Genomic DNA, 22,741 nt, shown 5'->3' on the forward strand with positions numbered 1-22,741 from the left:
TTCCTAGGCCATCACATCGAGATGGGAAGTGGAGTGCTGGGCCAGGGAGGTCTCCTGGCCCGGAGTTTCGGGTGCCGGTTCGTCGCGGGTGCGCAAGCCCGGCGAAGCGGAGCCGGCGAAGGGACGTGCATCCGAACCGCCCGCGTTCGGGTTGCCGGTGTGGCCTCCCGGTGTGGCGGAGGAATCCGAGCCGGTGGCCAGGGTGATGGCTCCAGAGCCCGTGGCCGCCAGCTCCCGGCGCAATTCGGGAAGCATGGCGCGCAGGGCCTCGCGCCCGGCGTCCGTCGGTGCCGACAGTTCCATGCGGATGCCGTCCCCGCCCAGGAGTGCCTTGACGGTGATGGGGCCCAGCGCCTCGGGGGCAATGTTCACGCTCAGCGTCCGCTCCCCGTTCGGTCCGGCGGCAAGGGTGGCGATGGGGCCGAGCAGTTGCCGGTGGAGTGGTGCCGGTGCCTGGGTGCGCACCAGCGGGCTTTCCGTGGCAGCTGCCTCGAGCGAGTCGACGGACGAGATGCCCCCATGGCCCGAGACGAGGGCGGATGCCAACGTGTCGGCGGGGGCAATCCTGGCACCGGTCTGGCCGACAGCCGGTGGGATGGACTGGGCCGCGGTGTTGGCGACGGTGGAAACCCCTTCGGTGGCAGCAAGGACCGTGGCTGCATCGCTGCTCCGGGTTTCTCCCCCGGCGGCAGAGTCGTGTTGCGCACCGGCGGAACCCGGAGCGGGTTCCGGCGCCCGCGCACCGCTGGCCGGCACCGCAGGGACCGTTGGCCCGGTGACGATTGTCGTCGCGTTCGTGCCTGCCGCCAATGGAACCGTGGTTCCGGTGGTCCCGACGCCGGCGGGCACTGCGAGTGCTTGGGGTGACGGGGTTGCGGTTAGATCGGGGTCGGCGACAGTGGCCTCGGGCGTGGGTGCCACCGGTAGGGAGGTGCCGCCTTCCGGCAGCGGCGCAACTTCCGGTGACGTCTCGGCCCCGGGCAATGGCACTTCCAGCCCCGGCGCGACAGCAACCGGGAACGGCTCCTGTGGGCCGGGACCGGGGACGTGCAAAACGGAAGCGGCCTCGGCGGTGCGCTCCGCTCCTGCCGGTTCGGTGGGCTCGGTGGGCACCGCGGAACCGGCCGCCGCCACGTTGCCGGTTTCGCGGACCGGAGCGGACCCGATGGCAATTGGGGCCGGTGATCCGGACCCAGAATGCGCCGGGAATCCGGCGGGCAGGACGGCAGGAGCCGAGAAGTTCGGATGCTGCGCCCGCTGGCTCATCACGAGGCCGGCATCCGATGCGGCTGTACTGGTTGCCTGTGTACCTGGTGCCGCGGTTTCCACCGGCTCCGATCCGACGGACACGACTTGCGGGGAGCGGCTTGCCGGTTGCCCGCCTTCAGTGATCCCCGGTTCGGTCTGGGCAATCGCTGCATCGGCGACCGCCGCGGCGCCCTGGTTTCCCTGGGCTTGCGCCGTTGGGATCATGGAGGCGAAGACCTCGGCGAACTGGCCTGCCGGAGCAGTTCCGGTTTTCTGGGAACTCCGGGACGTCAAGGATGCGGGGGCACCGCCCGATGCGCCAGGGGCAAGCGGCAGTGCAGCGGGAGTTTGCAGAAACGGAATCATGCGCCGCTCACCGCGCTCGAGAAGAGTGCGCGCTGCGCGGCCGCGGTCAGCTCGGCCTGCTGCGTCGTGGCGGCCGCCTTGGCGGTCGCGGGGGCCTTTGCCTCGGCCGCGCCGGTCGTTTCTGAGGGCACAATCCGGCGAATGGTCATGATCGTGGCATCGGTTTCAAAGAGTTTCCTGATGCTCACGCTTTCCCCCGGACGCGGGGCATGAATCATTTTGTTGTCTCCCAGATAGATGCCAATATGGCCGCCTCCCCGGGTGACGATCAGGTCCCCCGGCTTGGCTTGGGCCAGTGAGGGAACCTCGGTTCCTTCCTTGGCCTGCTGTCGGGCGACCCGGGGAAGTTCCACTCCCAGGTCCCTGAAGGTGTGCTGCACAAATGACGAGCAGTCGAGGCCGATCTTGGGGTTGTTTCCACCCCACACGTACGGGATTCCCAGGTACTTCTTCGCCGTCTGCACCACGTCCGAGCCATCTACGCCGTCCGCCGTTGCCGGGGGCTCGTTGCGCACGGCCTTGGGCTGCTCCACTGCCGCCCCGGAACCCGGCGCCGGGGAGGGCACTGGTGCCGGCGAAGGGGTGATCGGGCCGGCCGCCACGGACGGTGCCATGGCCTGCTGCAGGGCCTGGGTGAACGCCGCCGGAGTCGTGGGTAGTGCCGCCGAGGTTGCCCCGAGCCCCGCGACGGAACCGGCCAACGTGGCTGCTGCCGTGTTGCCGGCGGGCGAGGCATCAACGCTCGCCGTGACCGGCGTTCCGCTGACGCGGGACAGCGTCGATTGGATCGCTCCGATGCGCGTGGCCATGTCGCTGAAGCTCACGATGTCTTCCCTTCAAAAGCGTTGGTGGCACCCAGGTCGTCGAGCAGCAATTGCTCACGCGACAGTGCTTCGGTACGTACCTTCGCCTCGTGGCGGTCGGCCAGTTTTTCAAGGGCCTTGAGCTCCTTGCGGGCCTGCCGATGATTTTCGCGGGCATCTTCGGCCTGCCCGTCCAGGGCGGAAACAAGGGTGTCCAGTTCCAGCAGCATGCCGCGCGCGGAGGCACGGGATGCGACCAAGGCCATCAACGTCGCGCTGTCCACCGGGGCCTGCTCGGGAGAGGCCATGGCATCGCGCATGGCGTTTCGTTCCAAGGTCCTCTGGCGCAGGCCCCGATTGGCGGCGGCAAGGTCGCCAGCAGCCTTGGTCTCCTGAAGTCCGCGCAATCGCAGCAGGCCCGAAAGTGCAAATCCCCTGGACATCAGGACACCCCCATGTTCCGTAGCAATGAGTGAAGTTCGGCCCACGAGTGGGCGCTGGGCACCGGCTCCTCGAGCCTTTGCTGCAGGAATCGGTTGATTGCAGCTTCGTGGTCGACCGCGGCATCCGCCAACGGGTTGCTTCCGCGCTGGTAGGCCCCGACATCCAGCAGGTCCTGCACGGCACGGCGCGCGGCCATGACCCTGCGCAGCGTGCCGGCGGCATTGGCTTGTTCCCTGCTGGTCACCCGGGAGGCGACGCGCGACACCGAGGCAAGTGCATCAATGGACGGAAAATGCCCGGAAACCGCCAATTTCCTGTCCAGGACAATGTGCCCGTCAAGCAGCGAACGCGTCGCGTCGGCGATGGGTTCGTTGTGGTCGTCGCCGTCCACCAGCACCGTGTAGATCCCGGTGATGGATCCTTCGGCCGAGGTCCCTGCACGCTCGAGCAACCGGGCCAGCAGGGAGAAGGTGGAGGGCGGGTAGCCGCGGGTTGCCGGGGGTTCCCCTGCCGAGAGCCCGATTTCGCGCTGGGCCATGGCCACGCGGGTCAGGGAATCCATCATGAGCAGCACCTGCGCACCGGATTCGCGGAAGGATTCGGCAATGCGAGTTGCCACAAAGGCAGCGCGCAGGCGCATGCGCGCGGGTTCGTCCGCGGTGGAAACCACCACGATGGAGCGGGCCAGTCCCTCCGGACCCAAATCTTCTTCAAGGAATTCACGAACCTCGCGCCCGCGCTCACCCACCAAGGCAATGACATTGACCTGCGCGGTGGTGCCGCGGGCAATCATGGACAACAGCGAGGACTTGCCGACGCCGGATCCGGCGAACAGCCCGATGCGCTGGCCGGCGCCCACCGCGGTGAGGGTGTCCATGGCACGGACGCCGAGTTGCAGCGCGGTGGTGATGCGGCTGCGTTCGAGTGCCGCGGGTGCCTGGTGCTCCATGGGGACCAGCGTGTGCTCCCCCAGCGGGCCAAGGCCGTCAATGGGTTGGCCCAGCCCGTCCAGCACCCGGCCGAGCAGGCCCGGGCCGACAGGAATATAGGCGGCCTTACCGCTGCTGTGCACGAAATCGCCAACCCTGATGTCTTCCATGGGCCCCAGCGGCATGCAGTGCAGGGTGTCGCGGCGCGCGGCAACCACCTCGGCGGCAACCTTGTCGTCCCCGATCTCCAGCACCGTGCCCATGGGCACGTTCAGGCCCGAAACCTCGAGCCCCAACCCGACGATGGAACTCACCACGCCCATCCTCACCGGCTTCGCTGCCAACAGTGCCGTGCCCAGGCCGGGCCAGGATTGCGCGTCCAGGCTCATGGGGTTGCTCCGCGCAGCGCCGCACAGGCCCGTTCCAGGGCGGTGGAGATGCGGGCGTCAAGGAATCCCTCGTCAAAGGCCGTGAGCGCATCCCCGCGGGCCAGCGCGGGATCGGCAACCAGCGCGATCCCGGTTCCCGGAACCGTGTCCAGCTCCAGCAGGGCGAGGTCCTGCGGGTTCATGCGGACCTGGCGGACGGTGGCCTCATCGATGCCGCTCAGGGCGCGGTCCAATGCCGCCTTCGCGCCGAAGCGGTCGTTGGACAGTTCCCTGCCCACGATCTTCTCGGCCAAGAGCAGGGCGGATTCCACCAGCATGGTGGAGGCTTCCTCCAGCACCGGGACGGTGCGTGCATGCAGCGCCGTGGCTGCGGCTCCCAGGGCGCGAACCGCCTCGGCGTGTTCCGCCGCCCGTGCGGCCTCCGCACTTGCCGCTGCCCGCGCCAGATCCTCGCGCTGGGTCCTGGCCACGGCCTCTGCGGCACGGATGCCTTGGGCGTAGCCCGTGGCGTATCCGTGCGCCTGCGAGGCACCCTGCTCGCGCCGGGACGCGGCAGAAATATCCAGCGCGCCGAAGTGCGCCGGTTCGAAGGCCATCGGCTCAGAGGACATAGTCTTCCTCGTCGCCGCGCTTGATGGTGATCTCGCCACTGGCTTCCAGGGCCCGGATGGACTGGACCACGTCGGCGCGTGCCTCCTCGACCTGCGAGACCCGCACCCTGCCCATGGAAGAGATCTCCGCGTCCAGGATTTCCTTGGTGCGGTCGGAGATGTTGGCACGGATCGTTTCCTCGACCTCGGCCGCGGCGCCCTTGAGGGCAAAGGCAAGCGTGGTCGCATCGACGCCACGCAACACACGTTGCACGTCGCGGCGATCGAACTTGACCAGGTCCGCGAAGGAGAGCATGCGCGAGCGCACTTCCTCGGCCAGCTCCGGATCGCGTTCGTCCAGGGACGAAAGCAGGTCCTTTTCGATCGTGATGTCCGAGCGGTTCAGGATATCGACCAACGGCTGGATGCCGCCGACGGTCTCGAGCGGTTCGAGGGTGGTGATGACCGATCCGGTGCGTTTCTTCAGTTCTTCAGCCACCACGCGCACGGCCTCGGGCACGGCCGTGCCCATGGTGGCCAGGGCCCTGGCGGAGTCGGTGCGCAGCGGCCCCTCGAATCCGGCAAGAACGGCCGAGGCAACCTCGGGGCGCAGGTGGGCCAGGACCAAGGCAATGGTTTGCGGCAATTCCCCGTCAAGCAGCGAACCGATATGGGCGGCTTCGGTGCCGTCAAGGAATTCAAAGGTCATCCCGGCCATCGTGGAGGAAAGCCGGTTCATGACCGTGTTGGCCTTCTCGCTGCCAAAGGAGGCCTCGAGCAGGCCCGCCGCCATGTCCCGGCCGCCACGGGCGCTGGGTTTCCCGGAGGTGGCCAAGTCATGGATTTCCTGGATGGTTTCCTCCACCAGTGCCGAGTCAACCCGGCGCAGGCGCACCAGCTCCGCGGCGATCTCGTCTGCCTCGAACTCGGTGAACTGGCGCATGACTTCCGCCGCGTCGTCCTGGTCCAGTTGCATCAGCATGATGGCCACTTTTTGGGTGCCCGTCAGCTTCCGGGCAGTGCCGGGTCCTTGTTGCATTATTCGGTTCCCTTGTCATCCATCACGGTGCGCAGGTAGTCGGCCATCTTGGCCGGGTCCCTGGCCGCCAGAGCCGCGAGCTCGTCGCGCTTGACGTGGTGCGGGGCGGCCAGCGCCATCACCGGAGCCGCGGCCGGAACCTGGCTGATGGCCATGGTGTCCGGGTGCGTGACCTCGGCCGGTGCCGGTGCCGGCGGCAGCGGGGTGAAGTCGCGGAACTCGCCCAGGTCGACGGGTTCGCGGTTTTGCTTGTTGCGCCGCACATACAGCGCGTAGACGGCGGCCAGGATCAGGGCCAGGCCAATGACCCCGGCAATGATCAGTGTGCGCTGCAGCTCCGCCGTGCGTGCTGCCGTCTCGGCCTCGGCGGCAGCTGCCAGAGCCTCCTGCGCGGCAGCGGCGCCGTCGGCGTTGAACGGCACCACCGAGACGTTCACTGTGTCGTTGCGATCCTCGTCGATCCCGGCCGCGGTGCTGACCATCTGGGTGATGTCCGGAATGCTCAGACCTTGGGTGGCGGCGGAGTTCAAGGCGACCGAGACGCTCTGGCGGTTGAGGTTGCCTGAGGGTATCAAGCGGTTTTCGGTCACCTTGTTCACCGCGTTTGTGCGTTGGTTGTCGGTGGAGGTGAAGGTCCCCTCGCCATCGGTGCCTCCGGGCACCGCGATGTTATCCGGGCCCAGCACCCCTGCGCCGGCACCGCCGCTGCCCTCGTATTCCTCTTCCTTGCTGGATTCGGTCAGCGCGGGTTCGCCTTCGGGGTTGGTGAAGGATTCCTCGGTTCGTTCGGCCGATTCCAGGCTCAGGTCCGCGGCCACCGCGACCGTGGCGTTGCCTGGCCCGACCACACGGTCAAGCATGGCCTGGATGACGCCGGCAACCCGGGTTTCGTAGTCGGCAGCTTGTTTCTCGGCGCCGCCGGTCAACCCGACGCCTGCTGCGGAAAGCAATTTGCCCGTCGAATCCACCACGGAGATGTCCTCGGCCTTGAGCCCGTCAACGGCGGCGGAGGTCAGGTGCACGATGGCCTGGACCTGGTCGCTTCCCAATGACATGTTTGGCTTGGTTTCGACGAAGATCGATGCGGTGGGATTGGTCTTTGAATCCACGAAGACGGTTTGCTCGGGGATGGCAAGCTTGACCGAAGCAAGATTAATGCCATCCATGGCCTGGATCGTGGTGGCCAGTTCGCCCTCGAGCGCCCGCTTGTAGGTGACGCTTTGCTGGAATTCGCTCGAGGTCACGCCCATGTCGTCAAGCAGCGAGTATCCACTGGTTCCGGCGCTGGGCAGACCGGCTGCGGCGGCCTTGAGCCGCGAGTCGTACACATTTGCCTCGGGCACCAAGATGGTCCCGCCTCCCCCGGTGAGCTCATATGGAACCGAGTCGGTCTTCAGTTGCTCAACGACCCCTGCGGCGTCTTCCGGTGCCAGGCCCGTGAACAACGGCGTCATCTTGGGCTGGCTCATGAAGGTCACCAACGCGATGGTTCCCAGGATCAGGACGGCTACGCCAATCAAGGCGATGGTGCGCTGTGCCAGGCTGAAGCCGCGCACGGCATCCATGGCCTTGGTCAACGGTGCTGGAACGTTGGCCACTAGGCTTGCATCCTCATGATCTCGTTGAACGCCTCAACGCCGCGGTTCCGGAAGGTGGATACCATTTCCAGCGCGACCGCCGAACGCGTCGAGGCCAGCGTGGCGGCATGGATGTCCGTCAAGTCCCCTGTCACTGCCTTGATCGAAAGATCATTGGACGTGGCCTGCAGGGACTGGACCTGGTCCACGGCCCCGCCCAGGGCGGTGGCAAAGGCGGATCCGTCGGTGGACGGAGCGCCGGCCGGCTTCAGGTAGCCGCTGGCCAGGGTGGGGGCAACGCCGGCGACGGGGCCGATTTCGAAGGCCATTACTGGTTGCGTCCGATCTGCAGTGCTGCCTGGTAGGTTTCCTTGGCGCGGTCCACCACGGCCGCGTTGACCTGGTAGCCGCGCTGGGCCATGATCAGGGATCCCATTTGCTCGGACATGTCGATGTCCGGGTAACGGACATTGCCTTCCTCGTCCGCGAGCGGGTGGTTGGGTTCGTGCACGATGCGGCCCTCGGCATCGCCGAACTCGGTGCCGGCCACATACACGCCGGTGTTTTCGCTTCCGGCCTGGGCCAGGACGTAGCGTGCCCGGAAGGCCTCGCCGTCGGTGGCGGTGACGGTGTTCACGTTGGCGAGGTTGTCGGACACGGCATCAAGCCATTTGCGGTGAACGGTCAGGGCGCTGCCTGCGATTCCGATTGCGTCAAGCATTAGTTGCTCCGAAGTGCGGTGCGGATGGAGTTGAACGGCCCCGATGCGGCCTGCGTGGCGAATTGGTAGCGCAACACGGTGTCGATGTTGGACAGCGTCTCGGTGTCCAGGTTGACGTTGGATCCGTCAAGACGCGTGGGCTCCAGCGAGGTGGACGTGGTGGCGGCGGTCTGGCCGTTGCCTTCGGCGACGGACTTGGCCAGCGCGGACTCGAACTCAACGCGGCGGGCCTGGTAGCCGGGTGTGTTCACGTTTGCGATGTTGTTTGCGATGGCACGCTGGCGCAGGGCCAAGCCATCCAAGGCACTTTCCAGCGCCAGGGAGGTGACGGAATTGAACACGACGAATCGCTCCAAGGTCGTTGCGTGGCCCATCCGTGGGCGCAAAAGGAAGTGAGCTATCCGTGCTCATAAAAGACAATCGGCAACCAACGGTTGACCGTTAGCTGTTTGGTTTATCCGACCGAATCCAAATAGACGGAGGTCACCGTAGAATCGCGCGGGACGGCTACGACTGCGCGAAGCTGCCGCACCGTTTCATCCCGTCGTTTCAGGAGTGCAGGCCGCAGCTCTTCCAATTCTTCGACCAGGGCCGCGGCGCGCGGAGCCAGGGCGGCCGGCAGATCGCCGATGCCGACAGGTGGTTGCCACGGCACAGTGGACAGTTCAAGAAGCGCTGAATCGTCAAAGGCGCAACCGCGCAGCCCGGCGACGTGCTCGGCCAGCCCGTCCAGGACCAGCACCCAGGCCTGATGGGCCTCGGTGAATTCCGCCTGCTCAGCCAATGTGGACGCCAGCATTGCCGGCAGCGGGTGCGACCGGGGCCATGGCGGCCTCGTGCCAGGTTTGACGCAATGGTTCCATCAGCGAAATCGCCTGCCGGGTCAATGCCGGATCGTGCTTGATGTTGGCGTCGATCAACAGCTGTGTGGCGAAGGCATAGATGCTCTGCAGTCCCGGGGCGCCCGACCAGGCCGCGGCGTCCAAGCTTGAGCTGAGCTCGGAAATGATGGCTTGGGCGTGCACCAAGTTTTCCGAGGCCACCGGCCAATTCTCGGTAAGCTGTGCAGCTTCGGCGCGGTTCAAGTCCACCAAGAGACGGTCGTAGAGCATGGTGAGCAGGCGCGCCGGGCTGGCCGATAGGATTGCCTCGCGGTTGAGTTGGGCACGTTTCTGGGCGGCGTTCATCATCACTTCGATTGGTTGGTAGTCGGGAGCGAGGCCAGTTGCGACGTCAGGTAGGACTGTTGGGAGTTGAGATTGCTCAGCTGCACCTCGAGGGCCGAGTAGATGCGCTTGAGCGTCGATTCCCGGTTGCTCAGGCGGAGGTCCCAATCGGCAATCTGGTCATCCAACCGGGTCACCACGGATTCCTGGCCCTTGATCCGGGATGTAATTGCCCCGTCGTATTTGTCGGACATGGCGGTGGCCACCGTGGCGACGCGGGAGGAAATGGTTTGCAGCACGCTCTCGACGCGTGCGGGATCCTCGGCCATGGCCGTCGCGAACTTCTCGGCATCGAACTCGAGTTTGCCGTCCTTGGTGATCGAAATGCCGATTTCCGACGGTGACTTGGAGTCAATCGGCATGATCGCGGCATCCATGACGCGTTGCTTGACGTCGCGGATGGTGCTGTCCCCGGTAAAGATCATGCCCTTGGTGGCACCGCCGGTTCCAATGGTCACAGACGAATTGGCAGCAATGAAGCTGAAGAGTCCGTTGAGGGAACCCACCAGGTCCGAGGCAACCTTTGAGGTTGCCTCGGTGTCGCGTTCGACGGATACCGTGACTGGATCTGTGGAGACTTTTGAGACTGTGACGTCGACCCCGGGCAGCAGGGAGGCGAAGGTGTTGGTGGCGGAACCGACCGTTTGCTCAGCCCCGCTGCCGGCCCAGAGTGTGACCTCGGCGTCCTGCGCAGCACGGATCTGTGTCATCGGGACCGCGGTTCCGGAAATCGTGAAGGTGTTCGCGGCACCGGTTTCGCGGGAGGAAAACTGCACCCGGTATTGGCCGTTGCCGGCGGAGACCTTGACGGCTTCGACCCCGGAGTCGGAGGCATTGACTGCAGCAATGATGTCATCCAGGGAATTCGACTGTGCCGTGATGACGGTTTCGGTACCGTCCACGGTGATGGAGAAACTGGATTCGGTCCACTGCGTGACGGCATCGGAAACCTGTAGCTGGCTTTGGGCCAGTTTGTTCACCGTAAGGTCCAGCGATCCAACGCTTGCCCCGGCGGCGGTGGTCACCTTGAGTCCCTCGGAGCTTGCCGCGGTGCTGAAAAGCTGCAGGGACTCCGGCTTGGCAAGTTTGGTGGCCAACGTGGCCAGGTCGGCCACCTTGGTGTTAAGCGCCTGGAGTGCCGACACCATGGTCTTGGTCGACGAGACCTTGTTTTTCAGGATGTTCTGCGGGATCGCCTCGACCTGCATGAGGGATTTGATCAGTGATGTGGTGTCCAGCCCGCTGGCAAGTCCATCGAGTGCCATGCCCATGTTGTCTCCGCTTCTAGCTTTGGTGTGGATACCGCGAATCTCCCGTGACGGGCCCCCGACTCGGTGAGTCGATGCCCGTCACGGGAGATCGTTGGATGCTCGGCGTGTTCAGCGAAACCATATGTGGTTCCAGGAAACGCCTAGCGGCTGATCGGCTGGTGGTTATTAGCCGAGGAGCTGCAGCACGCCCTGGTTGGCCTGGTTGGCCTGTGCGAGCATGGCGGTACCGGCCTGGGACAGGATGTTCGAGCGGGTGAAGCTGACCATTTCGGCAGCCATGTCAACGTCGCGGATGCGGGACTCTGCGGCCTGCAGGTTCTCGCGGGAAACGTTGAGGGTGTTGATGGCCGACTCGAACCGGTTCTGGTTGGCACCAAGGCCGGCACGCGAGGTCGAGACGCTCGTGATGGCGGTGTCGATCAATTCGACGGTGGCCTGGGCCGTGGTGGCATCGGTGACATCGAATCCGGCCGCATCGGAAGAAACGGTGCCACCGACCATGGTCACGACGCCCGAGAGCGAGGTGGCCAGGCTGTCGAGGTCGACGGTGATCTGCGAGGCAGCATCGCCCTCGGCACCTACCTGGAAGTTGAGTGCGGCCGGTCCGGCCGCCAGTCCGCCCTGGAACAGGTTGATGCCATTGAAGTTGGTGGATTCGGAGATTCGCGACAGCTCGGAGCCAAGTGCGTCTGCCTCGGCCTTGATGGCATCACGGGAATCGGCGTTGTTCGAGTCGTTTGCACCCTGTACAGCAAGGTCACGCATGCGCTGCAGGATGGAGTGGACCTCGGTCAGGGCGCCTTCAGCGGTCTGGATGACCGAGATGCCGTCCTGGGCGTTGCGGGCTGCAACGGTGAGGCCGTTGACCTGCGAGCGCAGGCCCTCGGAGATTGCCAAGCCTGCAGCGTCGTCGGCTGCGCGGTTGATGCGCAGGCCCGAGGACAGCTTCTCCAGCGACTTGGAGAGGTCGTTCTGCGTGCTGGAAAGGTTGCGGTGAGCGTTCAATGCCGCGATGTTGGTGTTGATCTGCATACCCATGGTGAATTCCTCCGTGAGACGGGTGTCTGTTCTGAGGTCCGTCCGTGGACCTCAATCACCGACTATCGGCCGTCTTTCAACGCTTGTTAGCGGTTGAAGGAAACAAATTTTTCGGGCCTGCTACGCAGAAGGCAAGACCCTATTGTCGGTGAGCCGCACGATCCCGCCGGCCACGCGCTCGCCAAAGTCCTGAAGGTAGACGTCGCGCCGCTGGGTCGCAGCCCGGGTCATTGCTGATTCGGGTGCGGGTCTCTGCTCCGGCACATATCGCGTTTGCAGTCCCTCGTGGAGCAACTTCATGGCCGTGGTTCGGCGCTGGGAAACAGCCGAATGGGTGACACCCATTTCGGCTGCAAGCTCTTTCACCGTTGATCCCTTGAAATAGATGCGTTCGATGATGACGCGCAGGCTCTCGGGCAGGGCCGCAACGGCGTCCCGGATGACCTTCGTGTGCTCCGCCTCGAGCAAGGCCTCTTCGGGGGTCTCGGTGCCGGACACCAAATAGTCGTTCATGGTGTCTTCGATCGACACCACCGTTCGAGACGCGTCGCTCAGAACCGCAAGGGTGGCGGCCTGGTCCATGCCGAGGGCCTCGGAAAGCTCGGAAATCGTAGGGGTTCGACCCAAGGCCGCCGTCAGGGATTCCTGGACGGTGCGGGTCTCAGTGATCTTCTTTCGCGCACCGCGGGTTGCCCAGTCGTTCGAGCGCATGTCGTCCGCGAAAGCGCCGAGGATGCGCCGACGGGCGTATGCACCAAAGGGAACACCTAAGGAGTCGTCGAAGGCATCCGCTGCGGTAATGAGTGCGATGGCACCCACCGATGCCAGATCCTCCCGAGAGAGGTGCGTCGCCTTGGCGCAAAGTTCTGCCGCGAGATATCCGACGAGGGGAAGGTTCTCTATAACCAACTGGTTGCGTGCCTGTCGCTCCAACCGGATCGTCCTTGTCAATTTGAGTGATGATCAAGCCACCGGCTATTGCCACTGGCCATGTACGTTTTTCCCCAAATGCGAATTACCCCAACAGAGATGTTAGCTCGAATATCCCCAAAAAGCGGACTTTAAAGCACCCCAATTCGAACTTGTACAACTAACGTTCACTTTGTACCGGCCGATAGACTTCAACAACTGGGGATTTATTGGGGGCACAACAGTCTGGAGAGATGTAGATCATGGGAACCAATGAGCTTTCGGCCCTGTTGTGGAAAGAACGGGAACTACTCGAGCTGCTTCATTTCAAGTTGGAGGAAGAGCACTTGTTGCTGGTCTCCGGGAAGTCACAGTGGATTCCGCTGGCGACGCGGGAGATCGAGAACATCCTCGAGAAGGTCCACGCCGCCGGTCTGTCGCGCGCCTTGGAAGCCTCGCAACTGGCGTCCAATTGGGGAATCGACGCGGCTTCACCCTTGACCCGGATCATTGAGGCCGCACCTCCGGGCCCGTGGAATGAGATCCTCACCGCGCACCTGGCAGCACTGCGGGACACCACCGCCGAGATCACCCGGCTCCGGGATGCCAACGAACAGTATTTGCGGGCAGCCTATCGCTCAACCCAGGAAACACTGGCGAACTTGGGCGAGGACACCTCGCTCTATGGCCCGTCCGGAGCATCGGCGGCGTTTAGCACCGGTGCACACATCATCGACACCAATCTTTAAGGAGCGGACGTGAGTACGTTCAGTGGCCTGAATACCGCCATGTCTGGCCTGACTGCGGCGCGCATCGCCATGGAGACGGCCGGCAACAACCTGGCCAATGTGGGAACCGCCGGTTACACGCGGCAGCGCGCCGACTTTGTCTCGGCCGGATCCGTCGCTTCAACGGGCCTGCTCGCATCCCGCCCCGGCGTTGGCCAGGGAGTGGTACTCACCGGCATTGCCCGGCTCGCCGACGCGCACCTGGATGCCCGCGTGCGCGGCACGGTGGCCCTGGCGGCGCAATCAGACACCCGCGCCGAGGGCCTGTCAAACCTTGAAGGAATCCTGCGGGAACCGGGCGAGAACGGCCTCTCCGCATTGTTCAACGACTTCTGGGCAGGCTGGGAGGATGTTGCCAACCAGCCAGGCGAGCCTGCTCCCGCAGCCGTCCTGCTGGAACGGGCCAAGGCCGTGGTGAACCGCATCGGCCTGTCCCGTACCGAAATCACCGACCAGTGGGCAGCCCAGCGCCAGTCCCTGGACACCATGGTCAACGACGTCAATGCCGCGGCAAGCGCCGTTGCCGGACTCAACGCCCAGATCCGTTCCTCGATCGCTTCCGGTGGCGCACCCAATGCCTTGGTGGACCAGCGTGCAGTGCTCACCCAAAACATTGCCGAGCTCTCCGGGGCAAGTGTCCGCGAGTTGCCCGACGGCACCGTGGATGTCTTGATTGATGGCAACGCCTTGGTCACCGGCTCAACGGTCCGCCCGTTGGAGGTCACCGGATCGTCAACGTTCGACGGCGGCACCGCACCGACATTGCAGTGGGTCCACCGCCAAGGGCAGCCCGTCGCAATTCAGGCGGGCCGCCTCGCCGGAGCGGTTTCCCTGCTCGCGTCAGCTGCTGACGGGGGCCCTCTGGCCGAAGCCGCGAAGTCGCTGGATGACATTGCCGTGGAACTGGCCACTCGCGTCAATGCCGTTCAGGCGGGCGGCCAAAACGTGGATGGAAATCCCGTTCCTGAGTTCTTTGAAATCACCGATCCAAACGATCCGGCGCGCTCACTGACGGTGAAGGCCACCGGAGCCAGGGACCTGGCTACCGCCATTGCGGGTGGTGACCCACTTGACGGGTCGAATGCCTCCCGGATGTCGGCACTCGGCAACGAATCGGATGGTCCGGACGCATTGTGGGCCAACATGGTCATTAGGATCGGAACCGCCACCAAGTCGGAGGCCCAGCAGGCGGTCTCGGCCGCGGTGGCCGCGGCCGGCGCGGTCAACGCCCAGCAATCCGTCTCCGCGGTATCCCTGGATGAGGAAAACGTTGCCCTGATTGCCAACCAGCATGCATTCCAGGGCGCTGCACGGGTCATGACGGCAATCGATGAAATGCTCGATACCCTCATCAACCGCACCGGGCTTGTTGGACGCTAGGAAGGAATAGGCTCATGACTCGAATCACCACCTCATCGTTGACCACCAACACCGAGCGCAACTTGCAGGCGGCCATGACTCGGCTAGCCACCATTCAGAACAAGGCCGGCACGCAAAAGGAAATTGGCCGACCCAGCGACGACCCGGCAGGGACCGCCAACGTCATGGCCCTGCGCGCGCAGCAGCGCCAAAACGAACAGTTCAGCCGCAATGTCCAGGATGCCAACGGTTGGCTCTCCACCACGGATACGGCCATGACCACGGCCACGGATCTCCTCCAGCAGGTTCGCGACCTCACCGTCAAGGGAGCCAACGACGGAGCCCTGAGCCCGGACGGCAAGGAAGCCATCGCGCTGGAACTCGACCAGCTGCACGACGCACTGCTGAACGCAGCGAACACCCAATTCATGGGACGCCTGGTTTTTGCCGGAACCTCGAATGATTCCCAGGCGGTGAAGGCAGTGGGTGGCGCCTATGAGTTTTCCGGGACCAGCGGCGTGGACCGCCGCATTGGTCCGAATTCGACCGTTCGGGTCGACGCCAACGGCGCCGAGGTATTCGGACCAGCCGACGACAGCGTTTTTAAACTCGTGAGGGATATTGCCATGGAACTTCGCGCCGGCACCAACGTTGCCTCGCAGATCGTCGAGGTCGACAAGCGGCTGCAGGCGGTATTAGGTGCCCAGGCAACCATTGGCGCCAACCACGCGTCCGTGTTGGCCGCCGACGACGCATTGCTCTCGGACTCCGTTTCCCTGGAGGCACGGCGTAGCGGCATCGAAGACATCGATTTGGGTTCGGTCATCCTGGAACTCAAGACCCAGGAAGTTGCCTACCAGGCCGCCCTGTCCGCTGCCTCCCGCACCCTGCAGCCCTCGCTGATGGACTTCCTGCGATGAGCCGGGTATTGGTACCGGCAGCAGCCCTGCCCGGATTCCCCGGAGCCACCACGTTGTCCCTGGAACCCGTGGAGGGGGCGCTGGGGTTGTACTCAGTGGCCTCCCCGCAGGCTGCCGGGTTGCGCCTTTTTGTGCTGGACGCCGCCCTGCACCTTGCCGACTACAAGCCGGTCTTCACCAACGAACAAATGGCACTGGTCGGAGACCCGCAGCCGGGTTCCCGAGGAGTCCTGGTAATTGTGAATACCTCGGACCACCAAGCAAGCGTCAACCTGCTCGCCCCGCTGGTGTTCAATGCGGACACGGGTAGTTGCGCACAGGTCATCCTCGAGGGCCAGGACTGGCCCATCCGTTCGGTGCTGCCGCGCTAAACACCCACGCCGACCGACCCACTCCCCCGTGGCGTTGGTTTGGCGTGTGGGCGGCCTGCACTCTCTGCCGCCGCCAGCACCTGGCAATTGGACATGCCAACATCTCGTCCCTCCATGCACCAATTCCCTTCCCGCAAGGCTGTCTTATGGCCAATGCGCGCCTTAGGATGGGCAGTACGCCCGAGCCAGGCTGATGTGGCCCGCCGGCAGCTGAACCGCTCCTCGCTTTGCGAGTATCGGATGGGGGGCAGGACCTTGGGGTTAGGCCACCGACGTGCACGGGGATTTAAGTGTGCGCCACTTGCCGCCCGTGCATTCGGGCTTGGACCGGTGCGTCCCACGGTGCACCGCCATCTTGAGACAGGTTTAATCCTCATGGCTCGAAAACGACAATTTCGGTTCCTCGCCACCCTGGGCATAGGCGCTGCGGCGCTTGCCCTCACATTCACCGGCATCACCCCGGCCAGCGCAACTGTCCCCACGACCAAGACCCACGTGAAGGTCATTGACTACGTGAATCTGGGCGACTCCTATTCCGCCGGCTTCGGTTCCGGAACCGTGACCAGCGGCCCGATGGCCGGGTGCCTGCAGGGCAGCGGCCCAACACACGTCACGAAGTTGGATGCGCGGCCTCGGGTCGACCTCACCATCAATGCCGCCTGTGCCGGCGCCACCACAGCCGATATCGCCGCATCGTTGCCGCTGCTGGCACCCTACCTGGCCGGGGCCGAATTGGTGACGCTCACCCTGGGCGCCAACGACCTTGATATCAAGGGGCTCGTCATGGCCTGCAGCACGCTGGGAACTGATGCGGCCTGCGATTTCGCCTTGCAGCAGGGGGCACTGGCCGTTCCCTACGTCGGGGCTTCAGCGCACCAGACCCTGAGCATGCTTGACGCCGCCACTCCCGGCAAGATCCTGGTCCTGGGCTACCCGCGTCTCTTCACCACCACCAACGGCGACCAGCCGCTCATCACAGCTTCGCGCGCTACGCAACTGAATCAACTGGGAGACGCACTCAACCAGTCCATCAAGGATGCCACGCAGCTTACCGATGCCAAGTTCGTCTCTGTCACGTCGCCCTTTAACAGCCACGGCCTCGGCGCGGATACGCCATGGATCTACTTCAACCAAGCAGATCTGGTGGATCCCTTCAATCTCCACCCCACCACCAGCGGGTACCTCTTCGGTTACTATCCGGCGGTGGTACGCCAGCTCTGAGACACGGATCCACCCGCCGTACGATTTGGGTCCACGACTCCCCTCTTGGGGATCGCGGTCAAATTGGGCTCGGAACAGCTCACCATCTGAATCAAGCAAATATCCTTTGACACAACAAGAAACCACCCCTATCCGGCCACTGGGACCTGATAGGGGTGGTTTCTTGTTGAGCGGATTAGCGCCTCAGGTGGCGCATTCCAGATCGCGTGGTGAGCACGTCATCGAATTCCGCATCGATGGGTATGAGCGTAGCCTCTGAGGCATAGCCATCAGCGTCGCTATAAGCCGCGGTCTGGGGCTCTAGGCTGCGCATAGGCGCCTGTACCGGAACCGCATTCTTCAGTCGGCGACTCGGCTTGGCCTTCTTCGCTTTACCCGTCTGGGGTTCCTCGGCGGCGTAGTAGTACTGGCCGTAGTAGCCGTAGTTGGCAGCTGACGCTCCCTTGGTCGGGACCTGGTTCAGGACGAACCCCAGAACCCTTGCACCAACCTTGTGCAGGTTGCTCAACGATTTTGCGACCTCATCCGTGGATGTCGAGTCCGCCTTTACTGCGACCAGGACGCCGTCGACAAAGTTGCTCAATACTGCGGCATCCGTAACAGGTAGGAGCGGGGGTGCATCGATAAGGACCAATGCATCGCGGCTCATGTCTTCAAGCAAGGAAAGCATGGCTTGGGACCCCAGAAGCTCTGACGGGTTCGGTGGGATCCGGCCGGCCGCAAGGATCGACAACGTTGGAATGGGTCCGTAGGGCTGCAGGACGTCATCCAGCGTTGCGTGGTGGCTGAGCACATCAGTGAGTCCGGCGCCTCCAGGAAGACCAAAGACGTCGGTGACTACGGGACGACGCAAATCTGCATCAATAAGTATCGTAGGACGCCCCGTGGAGGCAATGGCGATCGCCAGGTTTGCAGCAACCGAAGACTTTCCTTCGCCTGGGACCGATGACGTTACGAGGATGACCCGTGCGGGCTTGTCCACATCAACGTAGGTAAGGTTCGTACGAAGCTCACGCAAAGCCTCGGCATACGGGTGCGAGGCACGATCGTCATGGTCCAAGGCGCCGGTTTCGACGGTCGCGCGGTTGTTCACCAATCGCGGATCCAATGGAATTGTGCCGATCACCGAGGAGCCCAGTTTCTCCAGATCCTCCACGGAGCGAACCCGGCGATCCAAGTGATTCCGCAGCATTGCGCATCCAATTCCTATGGCGAGGCCAAGCATTGCTCCGAGAACTAGGGCGAGCTTGGTGTTGGGAGATACCGGCGACGTCGGAACTTCGGCATCCACGAGTGGAACGAATTGAACGATGGAATCAGCTTTTGATGATCCGTTGACAAAGCCGGACTCAATTTCCTTGACTTGCTCGGCCAGAGAGTCAACCCATGCATTTGCGGTCTTTTGCGCCAGAACTGGGTCGCCATTGGTGATGCTCAACCGCACCTCGGCGGTGCCGGTAGGCAGTTCAACGCTGAGCTGTCCGAGAAGTTGCTCGGCAGTTGCATCGAGTTTCAACTCATCTCGGACTCGCTCGGCAACTGTGCGGGTCGCCGCGATGCTCTGGTAGCTGATGGCACGTGACTTCGCCAAGCTGTCGCCGGAGAGGGCCAGTGCCGCGGTGTCTGCACCGCTAGCGACAACTAACCCGGAGGCTGACGCCGCGTAAAGCGGTTGCTGCGTAAGCGACCAGCTAAATGCGCAGATGACGGCAACTAGGACAATGCTGCAGATGCTCCGCCAAAATGTGCGCAGTACTCGCAGATATTGCCTTAAGTCCGGGCCGTCCGCTACATTTTCTTCAAGCTGTTCCACTGATATTGCTCCCAGTAAGTTGTGCGCAGTCGAAAAGACTTTGATGAGTTTATTTCAATCTTAGCTGGAATTGATGCAAACTCTGGACATTCGGCACCTGACGGCGCGAGATTATCATCGCGTCAGGCACCCGTGAATTCATCCATTCAGGGTCGGCAGCCGAACACCCGCATGGCATAGCTGGGACGGCTCACTCATTGCATTCGAGGAAAGACTCGCCCGATTGACTATGATCAAATCATGATCAGGATCCTCACAGTCTGCACCGGCAACATTTGCCGTTCACCTTATGCCGAGCTATTTCTTCAGAGCGAGCTAAATCGCGTCTCTCCCGGGTCATTCACGATTCGAAGCGCCGGAGCTCACGCGTTGGTCGGACATCAAATGGATGAGCGTTCCTCGATGAAGCTACGTGAAGTCGGCGTCGCAAGCGATGAATTCGTCGCAAGGCAACTAAATGAGGACATTGCAAACGGCAACGACCTAATACTTGCCTTGACCGATGAGCACCGAAGCAACATCGTGGCAATGAGCCCAAGACTGCTCAAGCGAACATACACTGTTCGAGAATTTGCTACCGTGCTGGGCGAGTTGGCAGCCTTGCCAGACAGCACACTGCCCAAGGGAAAGGACTCGACAACCGTGGATACACGTTGGGCGGCATTGCTGAACAAGGCCCAGCTGGTGCGCCACGTGGCGCGAGCGAAGTCGGAAGGAAACCTTGATGTCATTGATCCGTATCGTCAAAGCGATCCAGTGTACGAGCGGATGGTTGAGGAACTGCTACCCGCTCTCAGGTTAATCGTTAGCTTCGAGTCCTTTCACGCGGCCGAGTAGTGATCGGATAAGTCGTCGCAGTATTGCCCACTCGAGACTGGTCGCACCAACGCCTTCTGGACGACAAACACTGATCAGCTTTACATCATTGGCATGCGCTTGATGCTCAGTCATTGGGCACTGGAATCAGTCCCCCGAACCGGCGACACACCAGCTAAATAATCAGCGAATCCTTAGAGTTTCGTGACAATACTTTCGCGCGCCGCTTGGAGTGCAGTTTCGACGACGAGAAGGGTGCGTTGGCCTTGTTCCATGGTCACGATGTCGGAGGGCAAGCCAAGGACGGCGTCTCGGAAGTTCTCGTGTTCGACGCGCAGTGGCTCGCGCTTAGCGAACGCGTACCGGGTGATGTTGCCTTCGGAAACACCACGGAAGGATGACACGGAATCCCATTCCAACGGGATAGTGCCGTTGGCATAGAACGTGAGATCACCGGTGGCGGTGTCAGCGACAAAGGCGCCCTTCTCACCGGTAACGACCGTGAGGCGTTCCTTCATCGGGCTGAGCCAGTTCACGAGGTTGTTCACGATCACACCTGAGCGGGTTCGGCCGGTGATCGCGATCATGTCTTCATGCTCACGGCCGCTCTTGAACGCGGTCTGCGCGAACACGAATTCGTACTCGGATTGCACCACCCAGGCGGTAAGGTCAACGTCATGGGACGCGAGGTCTTTGGCAACCCCAACATCCGAAATTCTGGCTGGAAACGGGCCTTGCCTGCGAGTTTGCACCTGATACAGGGCACCCAACTCGCCCGATTCGATTCGCCGACGCAACTCCTGCAACGCGGGGTTAAACCGTTCAATATGCCCCACCGCACCAACCAAGCCCGCATCACGGAACGCATCAACCATGCGTTGCCCCGCTTCCAGCGAATGCGCGATCGGCTTCTCAACCAGCGTATGCACACCAGCCGCGGCAAGCTTCAACGCGGCTTCCTCGTGGAACGCGGTCGGCACCGCCACCACGGCGATATCAATGCCTGCTGCAATCAGTGAGTCAATATTGGGCAGGATGTCCAGGTCCCCGGCGACCCCGTGGGGGTCGCCACCTGGGTCGGCAATCGCAACTAGTTCGACTCCGTCGATCTCCCGCAATACCCGGGCATGGTGGCGGCCCATCATGCCAATTCCGAGCAGACCCGCGCGAAGCACTGACATCAGACTCCTGCCTTTACCACAGTGTTTACGGCGGTTACGATACGTTCCAGGTCATCCTGGGTGAGCGACGGGTGAACTGGGAGGGAGACGACCTCGCGGGCCGCTTTCTCTGTCTCCGGCAGGTCCAAGCCGGGGGCGTACGGGGCAAGGGACGGCAGGCGGTGGTTTGGGATCGGGTAATATACTCCCGCGCCCACGTTGTGTTCGGCCTTGAGTGCAGCAACGAACCCGTCCCGGCCCTCCGGAACCCGGATCGTGTACTGATGATACACATGTACCGCACCATCAACCACCGGGGGCACGGTCACGCCTTGCAGGTTCGCATTCAGGAACGCCGCATTGGCCTGCCGCGTCTTCGTCCAGGCATCAACCTTGGTCAGCTGAACCCGGCCGATCGCCGCATGGATGTCGGTCATCCGGGCGTTGAAACCAATGATCTCGTTCTCGTACTGCCGTTCCATCCCCTGATTGCGCAACAACCGGACTTTTCGAGCGATCTCCTCGGAGGCTGCGGTGACCATGCCGCCCTCGCCGCTGGTCATGTTCTTCGTCGGATACAGACTGAACATCGCGAACGCACCAAACGATCCCACCGGGCGACCATCCAACATCGCACCGTGCGCCTGGGCAGCATCTTCGTAGAGTGCGACTCCGTGCTTCGTTGCAATTGCCTGAAGCTCATGCATTCGTGCCGGGTGCCCATATAGGTGCACCGGCATGATTCCACGGGTTTTCGAGGTGATCGCCGCTTCAACAGCTACAGGGTCAAGGCTGAATGTGTCTGGCTCAATATCCACGAAAACCGGTGTTGCACCGGTCAGCGCCACCGAGTTCCCCGTCGCTGCGAACGTGAATGATGGCACAATCACCTCATCCCCTGGCCCGAGACCGACCGCAAGCAAGCCTAGGTGCAACCCGGCTGTACCCGAGTTGACCGCAACCGATGGGCGGCCCGGGACGAAGTGGGCCGAGAACTCGGTCTCGAAAGCCGCTACTTCTGGCCCCTGAGCGACCATGCCAGATCGCATCACCCGATCAACCGCAGCCCGTTCATCATCACCAATAATTGGCTTCGCAGGGGGAATGAACTCGCTCACACGTTCTCCTTGAATAAAGTTCCATCAGACTCTGTATAACGCTTACCAGTAACCGGGCATACCCAGTCCCCTGGTGTTTCGCCCGCGACAAGGGGATGCCCGGCTTCGCCGACCCACCCCAACCGCCGTGCCGGAACCCCGGCCACCAGCGCATATGCGGGTACATCCTTCACGACGACCGCACCTGCGGCGACCGTCGCCCACGCACCAATGGTCACCGGGGCCACACACGTCGCGCGTGCACCAATCGACGCACCACGCTCGATGGTCACCCCAACCGGCTCCCAATCATGCGCACTTTTAATCGTGCCATCGGGATTGATTGCGCGCGGATACGTGTCGTTGGTCAGCACCACCGCAGGACCAATAAACACCCCGTCAGCGAGTCGCGCGGGCTCATAGACGAGCGCATAATTCTGAACCTTGCAGTTATCACCCATGACAACGCCTGTGCCCACATATGCGCCACGCCCGACGATACAGTTGGCGCCAAGCCTCGCGCCTTCACGCACTTGCGCCAGATGCCACACCGACGTGCCGGCACCAATCACCGCATCTGCAGAAACATCAGCGGAATCAACGATTCGTACAGAAGAAGGGTTAGTCACGATGGTTGACTCCGATC

General features: G+C 63.0%; 25 protein-coding genes. 6 read left to right on the forward strand and 19 right to left on the reverse strand.

The window, feature by feature from the left end; translation table 11 throughout:
• Window positions 1–3 precede the first annotated feature (3 nt).
• The 15 genes from ACLQ7E_RS00620 to ACLQ7E_RS00690 all read right to left on the reverse strand — a co-directional run bounded on the left by ACLQ7E_RS00620 (window position 4) and on the right by ACLQ7E_RS00690 (window position 12,574).
• Window positions 4–1,614: a flagellar hook-length control protein FliK gene (locus tag ACLQ7E_RS00620; RefSeq protein ID WP_411730584.1), complete on the reverse strand. Its 1,611-nt coding sequence runs from the start codon at window positions 1,612–1,614 to the stop codon at window positions 4–6.
• Complete coding sequence (locus ACLQ7E_RS00625) at window positions 1,611–2,438, reverse strand: C40 family peptidase (protein WP_411730585.1); 828 nt, start codon at window positions 2,436–2,438, stop codon at window positions 1,611–1,613. Before ACLQ7E_RS00625 ends, ACLQ7E_RS00620 begins: the two co-directional genes overlap by 4 nt.
• Window positions 2,435–2,860, reverse strand: coding sequence for a flagellar FliJ family protein (locus ACLQ7E_RS00630; protein WP_411730586.1), 426 nt, complete (start codon window positions 2,858–2,860; stop codon window positions 2,435–2,437). Before ACLQ7E_RS00630 ends, ACLQ7E_RS00625 begins: the two co-directional genes overlap by 4 nt.
• Window positions 2,860–4,179, reverse strand: coding sequence for a FliI/YscN family ATPase (locus tag ACLQ7E_RS00635; protein WP_411730587.1), 1,320 nt, complete (start codon window positions 4,177–4,179; stop codon window positions 2,860–2,862). The genes ACLQ7E_RS00630 and ACLQ7E_RS00635 overlap by 1 nt, the downstream gene beginning before the upstream one ends.
• Window positions 4,176–4,790, reverse strand: a complete 615-nt coding sequence (locus ACLQ7E_RS00640) for a FliH/SctL family protein (protein WP_411730588.1) — start codon at window positions 4,788–4,790, stop codon at window positions 4,176–4,178. Before ACLQ7E_RS00640 ends, ACLQ7E_RS00635 begins: the two co-directional genes overlap by 4 nt.
• Window positions 4,780–5,808 (reverse strand): flagellar motor switch protein FliG, encoded by a 1,029-nt coding sequence (gene fliG / locus ACLQ7E_RS00645; RefSeq protein WP_411730589.1) that lies wholly within the window; start codon window positions 5,806–5,808, stop codon window positions 4,780–4,782. The genes ACLQ7E_RS00640 and fliG overlap by 11 nt, the downstream gene beginning before the upstream one ends.
• The gene (gene fliF / locus ACLQ7E_RS00650) at window positions 5,808–7,406 is read right to left on the reverse strand and encodes a flagellar basal-body MS-ring/collar protein FliF (RefSeq protein ID WP_411730590.1); all 1,599 of its coding nucleotides are present in this window, start codon (window positions 7,404–7,406) and stop codon (window positions 5,808–5,810) included. The genes fliG and fliF overlap by 1 nt, the downstream gene beginning before the upstream one ends.
• Window positions 7,406–7,714 carry a flagellar hook-basal body complex protein FliE gene (locus tag ACLQ7E_RS00655; RefSeq protein ID WP_411730591.1) on the reverse strand — a complete coding sequence of 103 codons (309 nt, stop codon included), beginning with the start codon at window positions 7,712–7,714 and terminating at the stop codon, window positions 7,406–7,408. Before ACLQ7E_RS00655 ends, fliF begins: the two co-directional genes overlap by 1 nt.
• Entirely contained in the window at window positions 7,714–8,106 is a 393-nt protein-coding gene (locus ACLQ7E_RS00660) for a flagellar basal body rod protein FlgC (protein WP_411730592.1), read from the reverse strand. The genes ACLQ7E_RS00655 and ACLQ7E_RS00660 overlap by 1 nt, the downstream gene beginning before the upstream one ends.
• Window positions 8,106–8,447, reverse strand: a complete 342-nt coding sequence (locus ACLQ7E_RS00665) for a flagellar basal body rod protein FlgB (protein ID WP_411730593.1) — start codon at window positions 8,445–8,447, stop codon at window positions 8,106–8,108. Before ACLQ7E_RS00665 ends, ACLQ7E_RS00660 begins: the two co-directional genes overlap by 1 nt.
• A gap of 113 nt (window positions 8,448–8,560) precedes the next feature.
• Window positions 8,561–8,890, reverse strand: coding sequence for a hypothetical protein (locus ACLQ7E_RS00670; protein ID WP_411730594.1), 330 nt, complete (start codon window positions 8,888–8,890; stop codon window positions 8,561–8,563).
• Window positions 8,883–9,293, reverse strand: a complete 411-nt coding sequence (gene fliS / locus ACLQ7E_RS00675; protein WP_411730595.1) for a flagellar export chaperone FliS — start codon at window positions 9,291–9,293, stop codon at window positions 8,883–8,885. Before fliS ends, ACLQ7E_RS00670 begins: the two co-directional genes overlap by 8 nt.
• Window positions 9,294–9,295: 2 nt before the next feature.
• A complete protein-coding gene (gene fliD / locus ACLQ7E_RS00680) occupies window positions 9,296–10,603 on the reverse strand; it encodes a flagellar filament capping protein FliD (RefSeq protein ID WP_411730596.1) in 1,308 nt (435 codons plus the stop codon).
• 165 nt (window positions 10,604–10,768) lie between these two features.
• Window positions 10,769–11,641 (reverse strand): flagellin, encoded by an 873-nt coding sequence (locus ACLQ7E_RS00685; RefSeq protein ID WP_411730597.1) that lies wholly within the window; start codon window positions 11,639–11,641, stop codon window positions 10,769–10,771.
• 120 nt (window positions 11,642–11,761) lie between these two features.
• Window positions 11,762–12,574 carry a sigma-70 family RNA polymerase sigma factor gene (locus ACLQ7E_RS00690; protein WP_411730599.1) on the reverse strand — a complete coding sequence of 271 codons (813 nt, stop codon included), beginning with the start codon at window positions 12,572–12,574 and terminating at the stop codon, window positions 11,762–11,764.
• A gap of 239 nt (window positions 12,575–12,813) precedes the next feature.
• On the opposite strand from ACLQ7E_RS00690, the gene ACLQ7E_RS00695 reads away from it, so the two are divergent.
• The 5 genes from ACLQ7E_RS00695 to ACLQ7E_RS00715 all read left to right on the forward strand — a co-directional run bounded on the left by ACLQ7E_RS00695 (window position 12,814) and on the right by ACLQ7E_RS00715 (window position 17,209).
• Window positions 12,814–13,299, forward strand: a complete 486-nt coding sequence (locus tag ACLQ7E_RS00695) for a flagellar protein FlgN (protein WP_411730600.1) — start codon at window positions 12,814–12,816, stop codon at window positions 13,297–13,299.
• Between the two features lie 9 nt (window positions 13,300–13,308).
• Window positions 13,309–14,718, forward strand: a complete 1,410-nt coding sequence (flgK, locus tag ACLQ7E_RS00700; protein WP_411730601.1) for a flagellar hook-associated protein FlgK — start codon at window positions 13,309–13,311, stop codon at window positions 14,716–14,718.
• Between the two features lie 14 nt (window positions 14,719–14,732).
• A complete protein-coding gene (gene flgL / locus ACLQ7E_RS00705; RefSeq protein ID WP_411730602.1) occupies window positions 14,733–15,617 on the forward strand; it encodes a flagellar hook-associated protein FlgL in 885 nt (294 codons plus the stop codon).
• Complete coding sequence (locus tag ACLQ7E_RS00710; RefSeq protein ID WP_411730603.1) at window positions 15,614–15,988, forward strand: flagellar assembly protein FliW; 375 nt, start codon at window positions 15,614–15,616, stop codon at window positions 15,986–15,988. Before flgL ends, ACLQ7E_RS00710 begins: the two co-directional genes overlap by 4 nt.
• 375 nt (window positions 15,989–16,363) lie before the next feature.
• Window positions 16,364–17,209: a GDSL-type esterase/lipase family protein gene (locus ACLQ7E_RS00715; protein WP_411730604.1), complete on the forward strand. Its 846-nt coding sequence runs from the start codon at window positions 16,364–16,366 to the stop codon at window positions 17,207–17,209.
• A 175-nt stretch (window positions 17,210–17,384) separates the two neighbouring features.
• On the opposite strand, the gene ACLQ7E_RS00720 is transcribed toward ACLQ7E_RS00715, so the two are convergent.
• Window positions 17,385–19,022 (reverse strand): polysaccharide biosynthesis tyrosine autokinase, encoded by a 1,638-nt coding sequence (locus ACLQ7E_RS00720; protein WP_411730606.1) that lies wholly within the window; start codon window positions 19,020–19,022, stop codon window positions 17,385–17,387.
• Window positions 19,023–19,262: 240 nt separating this feature from the next.
• Between ACLQ7E_RS00720 and ACLQ7E_RS00725 the strand changes: the two genes are divergently transcribed.
• Window positions 19,263–19,859, forward strand: a complete 597-nt coding sequence (locus tag ACLQ7E_RS00725; protein WP_411730607.1) for a low molecular weight phosphatase family protein — start codon at window positions 19,263–19,265, stop codon at window positions 19,857–19,859.
• Between the two features lie 173 nt (window positions 19,860–20,032).
• Here ACLQ7E_RS00725 and ACLQ7E_RS00730 read toward each other — a convergent pair whose 3' ends face one another.
• The 3 genes from ACLQ7E_RS00730 to ACLQ7E_RS00740 are packed head-to-tail and all read right to left on the reverse strand — an operon-like array spanning window position 20,033 to window position 22,724.
• Window positions 20,033–21,019 (reverse strand): Gfo/Idh/MocA family oxidoreductase, encoded by a 987-nt coding sequence (locus ACLQ7E_RS00730; protein ID WP_411730608.1) that lies wholly within the window; start codon window positions 21,017–21,019, stop codon window positions 20,033–20,035.
• Window positions 21,019–22,116, reverse strand: a complete 1,098-nt coding sequence (locus tag ACLQ7E_RS00735; RefSeq protein WP_411730609.1) for a DegT/DnrJ/EryC1/StrS family aminotransferase — start codon at window positions 22,114–22,116, stop codon at window positions 21,019–21,021. Before ACLQ7E_RS00735 ends, ACLQ7E_RS00730 begins: the two co-directional genes overlap by 1 nt.
• Window positions 22,113–22,724 carry a DapH/DapD/GlmU-related protein gene (locus tag ACLQ7E_RS00740; RefSeq protein ID WP_411730610.1) on the reverse strand — a complete coding sequence of 204 codons (612 nt, stop codon included), beginning with the start codon at window positions 22,722–22,724 and terminating at the stop codon, window positions 22,113–22,115. Before ACLQ7E_RS00740 ends, ACLQ7E_RS00735 begins: the two co-directional genes overlap by 4 nt.
• Window positions 22,725–22,741 lie beyond the last annotated feature (17 nt).

The sequence above is a fragment of the Paeniglutamicibacter sp. genome, assembly GCF_046714615.1.
GTDB lineage: Bacteria > Actinomycetota > Actinomycetes > Actinomycetales > Micrococcaceae > Paeniglutamicibacter.

Excerpts from the sequence above, each read along its gene's own strand:
- ACLQ7E_RS00620 (WP_411730584.1), bottom strand. The coding sequence starts at position 1,614 with ATGATTCCGTTTCTGCAAACTCCCGCTGCACTGCCGCTTGCCCCTGGC.
- ACLQ7E_RS00630 (WP_411730586.1), bottom strand. The coding sequence starts at position 2,860 with ATGTCCAGGGGATTTGCACTTTCGGGCCTGCTGCGATTGCGCGGACTT.
- ACLQ7E_RS00635 (WP_411730587.1), bottom strand. The coding sequence starts at position 4,179 with ATGAGCCTGGACGCGCAATCCTGGCCCGGCCTGGGCACGGCACTGTTG.
- ACLQ7E_RS00640 (WP_411730588.1), bottom strand. The coding sequence starts at position 4,790 with ATGTCCTCTGAGCCGATGGCCTTCGAACCGGCGCACTTCGGCGCGCTG.
- fliG (WP_411730589.1), bottom strand. The coding sequence starts at position 5,808 with ATGCAACAAGGACCCGGCACTGCCCGGAAGCTGACGGGCACCCAAAAA.
- ACLQ7E_RS00655 (WP_411730591.1), bottom strand. The coding sequence starts at position 7,714 with ATGGCCTTCGAAATCGGCCCCGTCGCCGGCGTTGCCCCCACCCTGGCC.
- ACLQ7E_RS00660 (WP_411730592.1), bottom strand. The coding sequence starts at position 8,106 with ATGCTTGACGCAATCGGAATCGCAGGCAGCGCCCTGACCGTTCACCGC.
- fliS (WP_411730595.1), bottom strand. The coding sequence starts at position 9,293 with ATGAACGCCGCCCAGAAACGTGCCCAACTCAACCGCGAGGCAATCCTA.
- fliD (WP_411730596.1), bottom strand. The coding sequence starts at position 10,603 with ATGGGCATGGCACTCGATGGACTTGCCAGCGGGCTGGACACCACATCA.
- ACLQ7E_RS00685 (WP_411730597.1), bottom strand. The coding sequence starts at position 11,641 with ATGGGTATGCAGATCAACACCAACATCGCGGCATTGAACGCTCACCGC.
- ACLQ7E_RS00695 (WP_411730600.1), top strand. The coding sequence starts at position 12,814 with ATGGGAACCAATGAGCTTTCGGCCCTGTTGTGGAAAGAACGGGAACTA.
- flgL (WP_411730602.1), top strand. The coding sequence starts at position 14,733 with ATGACTCGAATCACCACCTCATCGTTGACCACCAACACCGAGCGCAAC.
- ACLQ7E_RS00710 (WP_411730603.1), top strand. The coding sequence starts at position 15,614 with ATGAGCCGGGTATTGGTACCGGCAGCAGCCCTGCCCGGATTCCCCGGA.
- ACLQ7E_RS00715 (WP_411730604.1), top strand. The coding sequence starts at position 16,364 with ATGGCTCGAAAACGACAATTTCGGTTCCTCGCCACCCTGGGCATAGGC.
- ACLQ7E_RS00725 (WP_411730607.1), top strand. The coding sequence starts at position 19,263 with ATGATCAGGATCCTCACAGTCTGCACCGGCAACATTTGCCGTTCACCT.
- ACLQ7E_RS00730 (WP_411730608.1), bottom strand. The coding sequence starts at position 21,019 with ATGTCAGTGCTTCGCGCGGGTCTGCTCGGAATTGGCATGATGGGCCGC.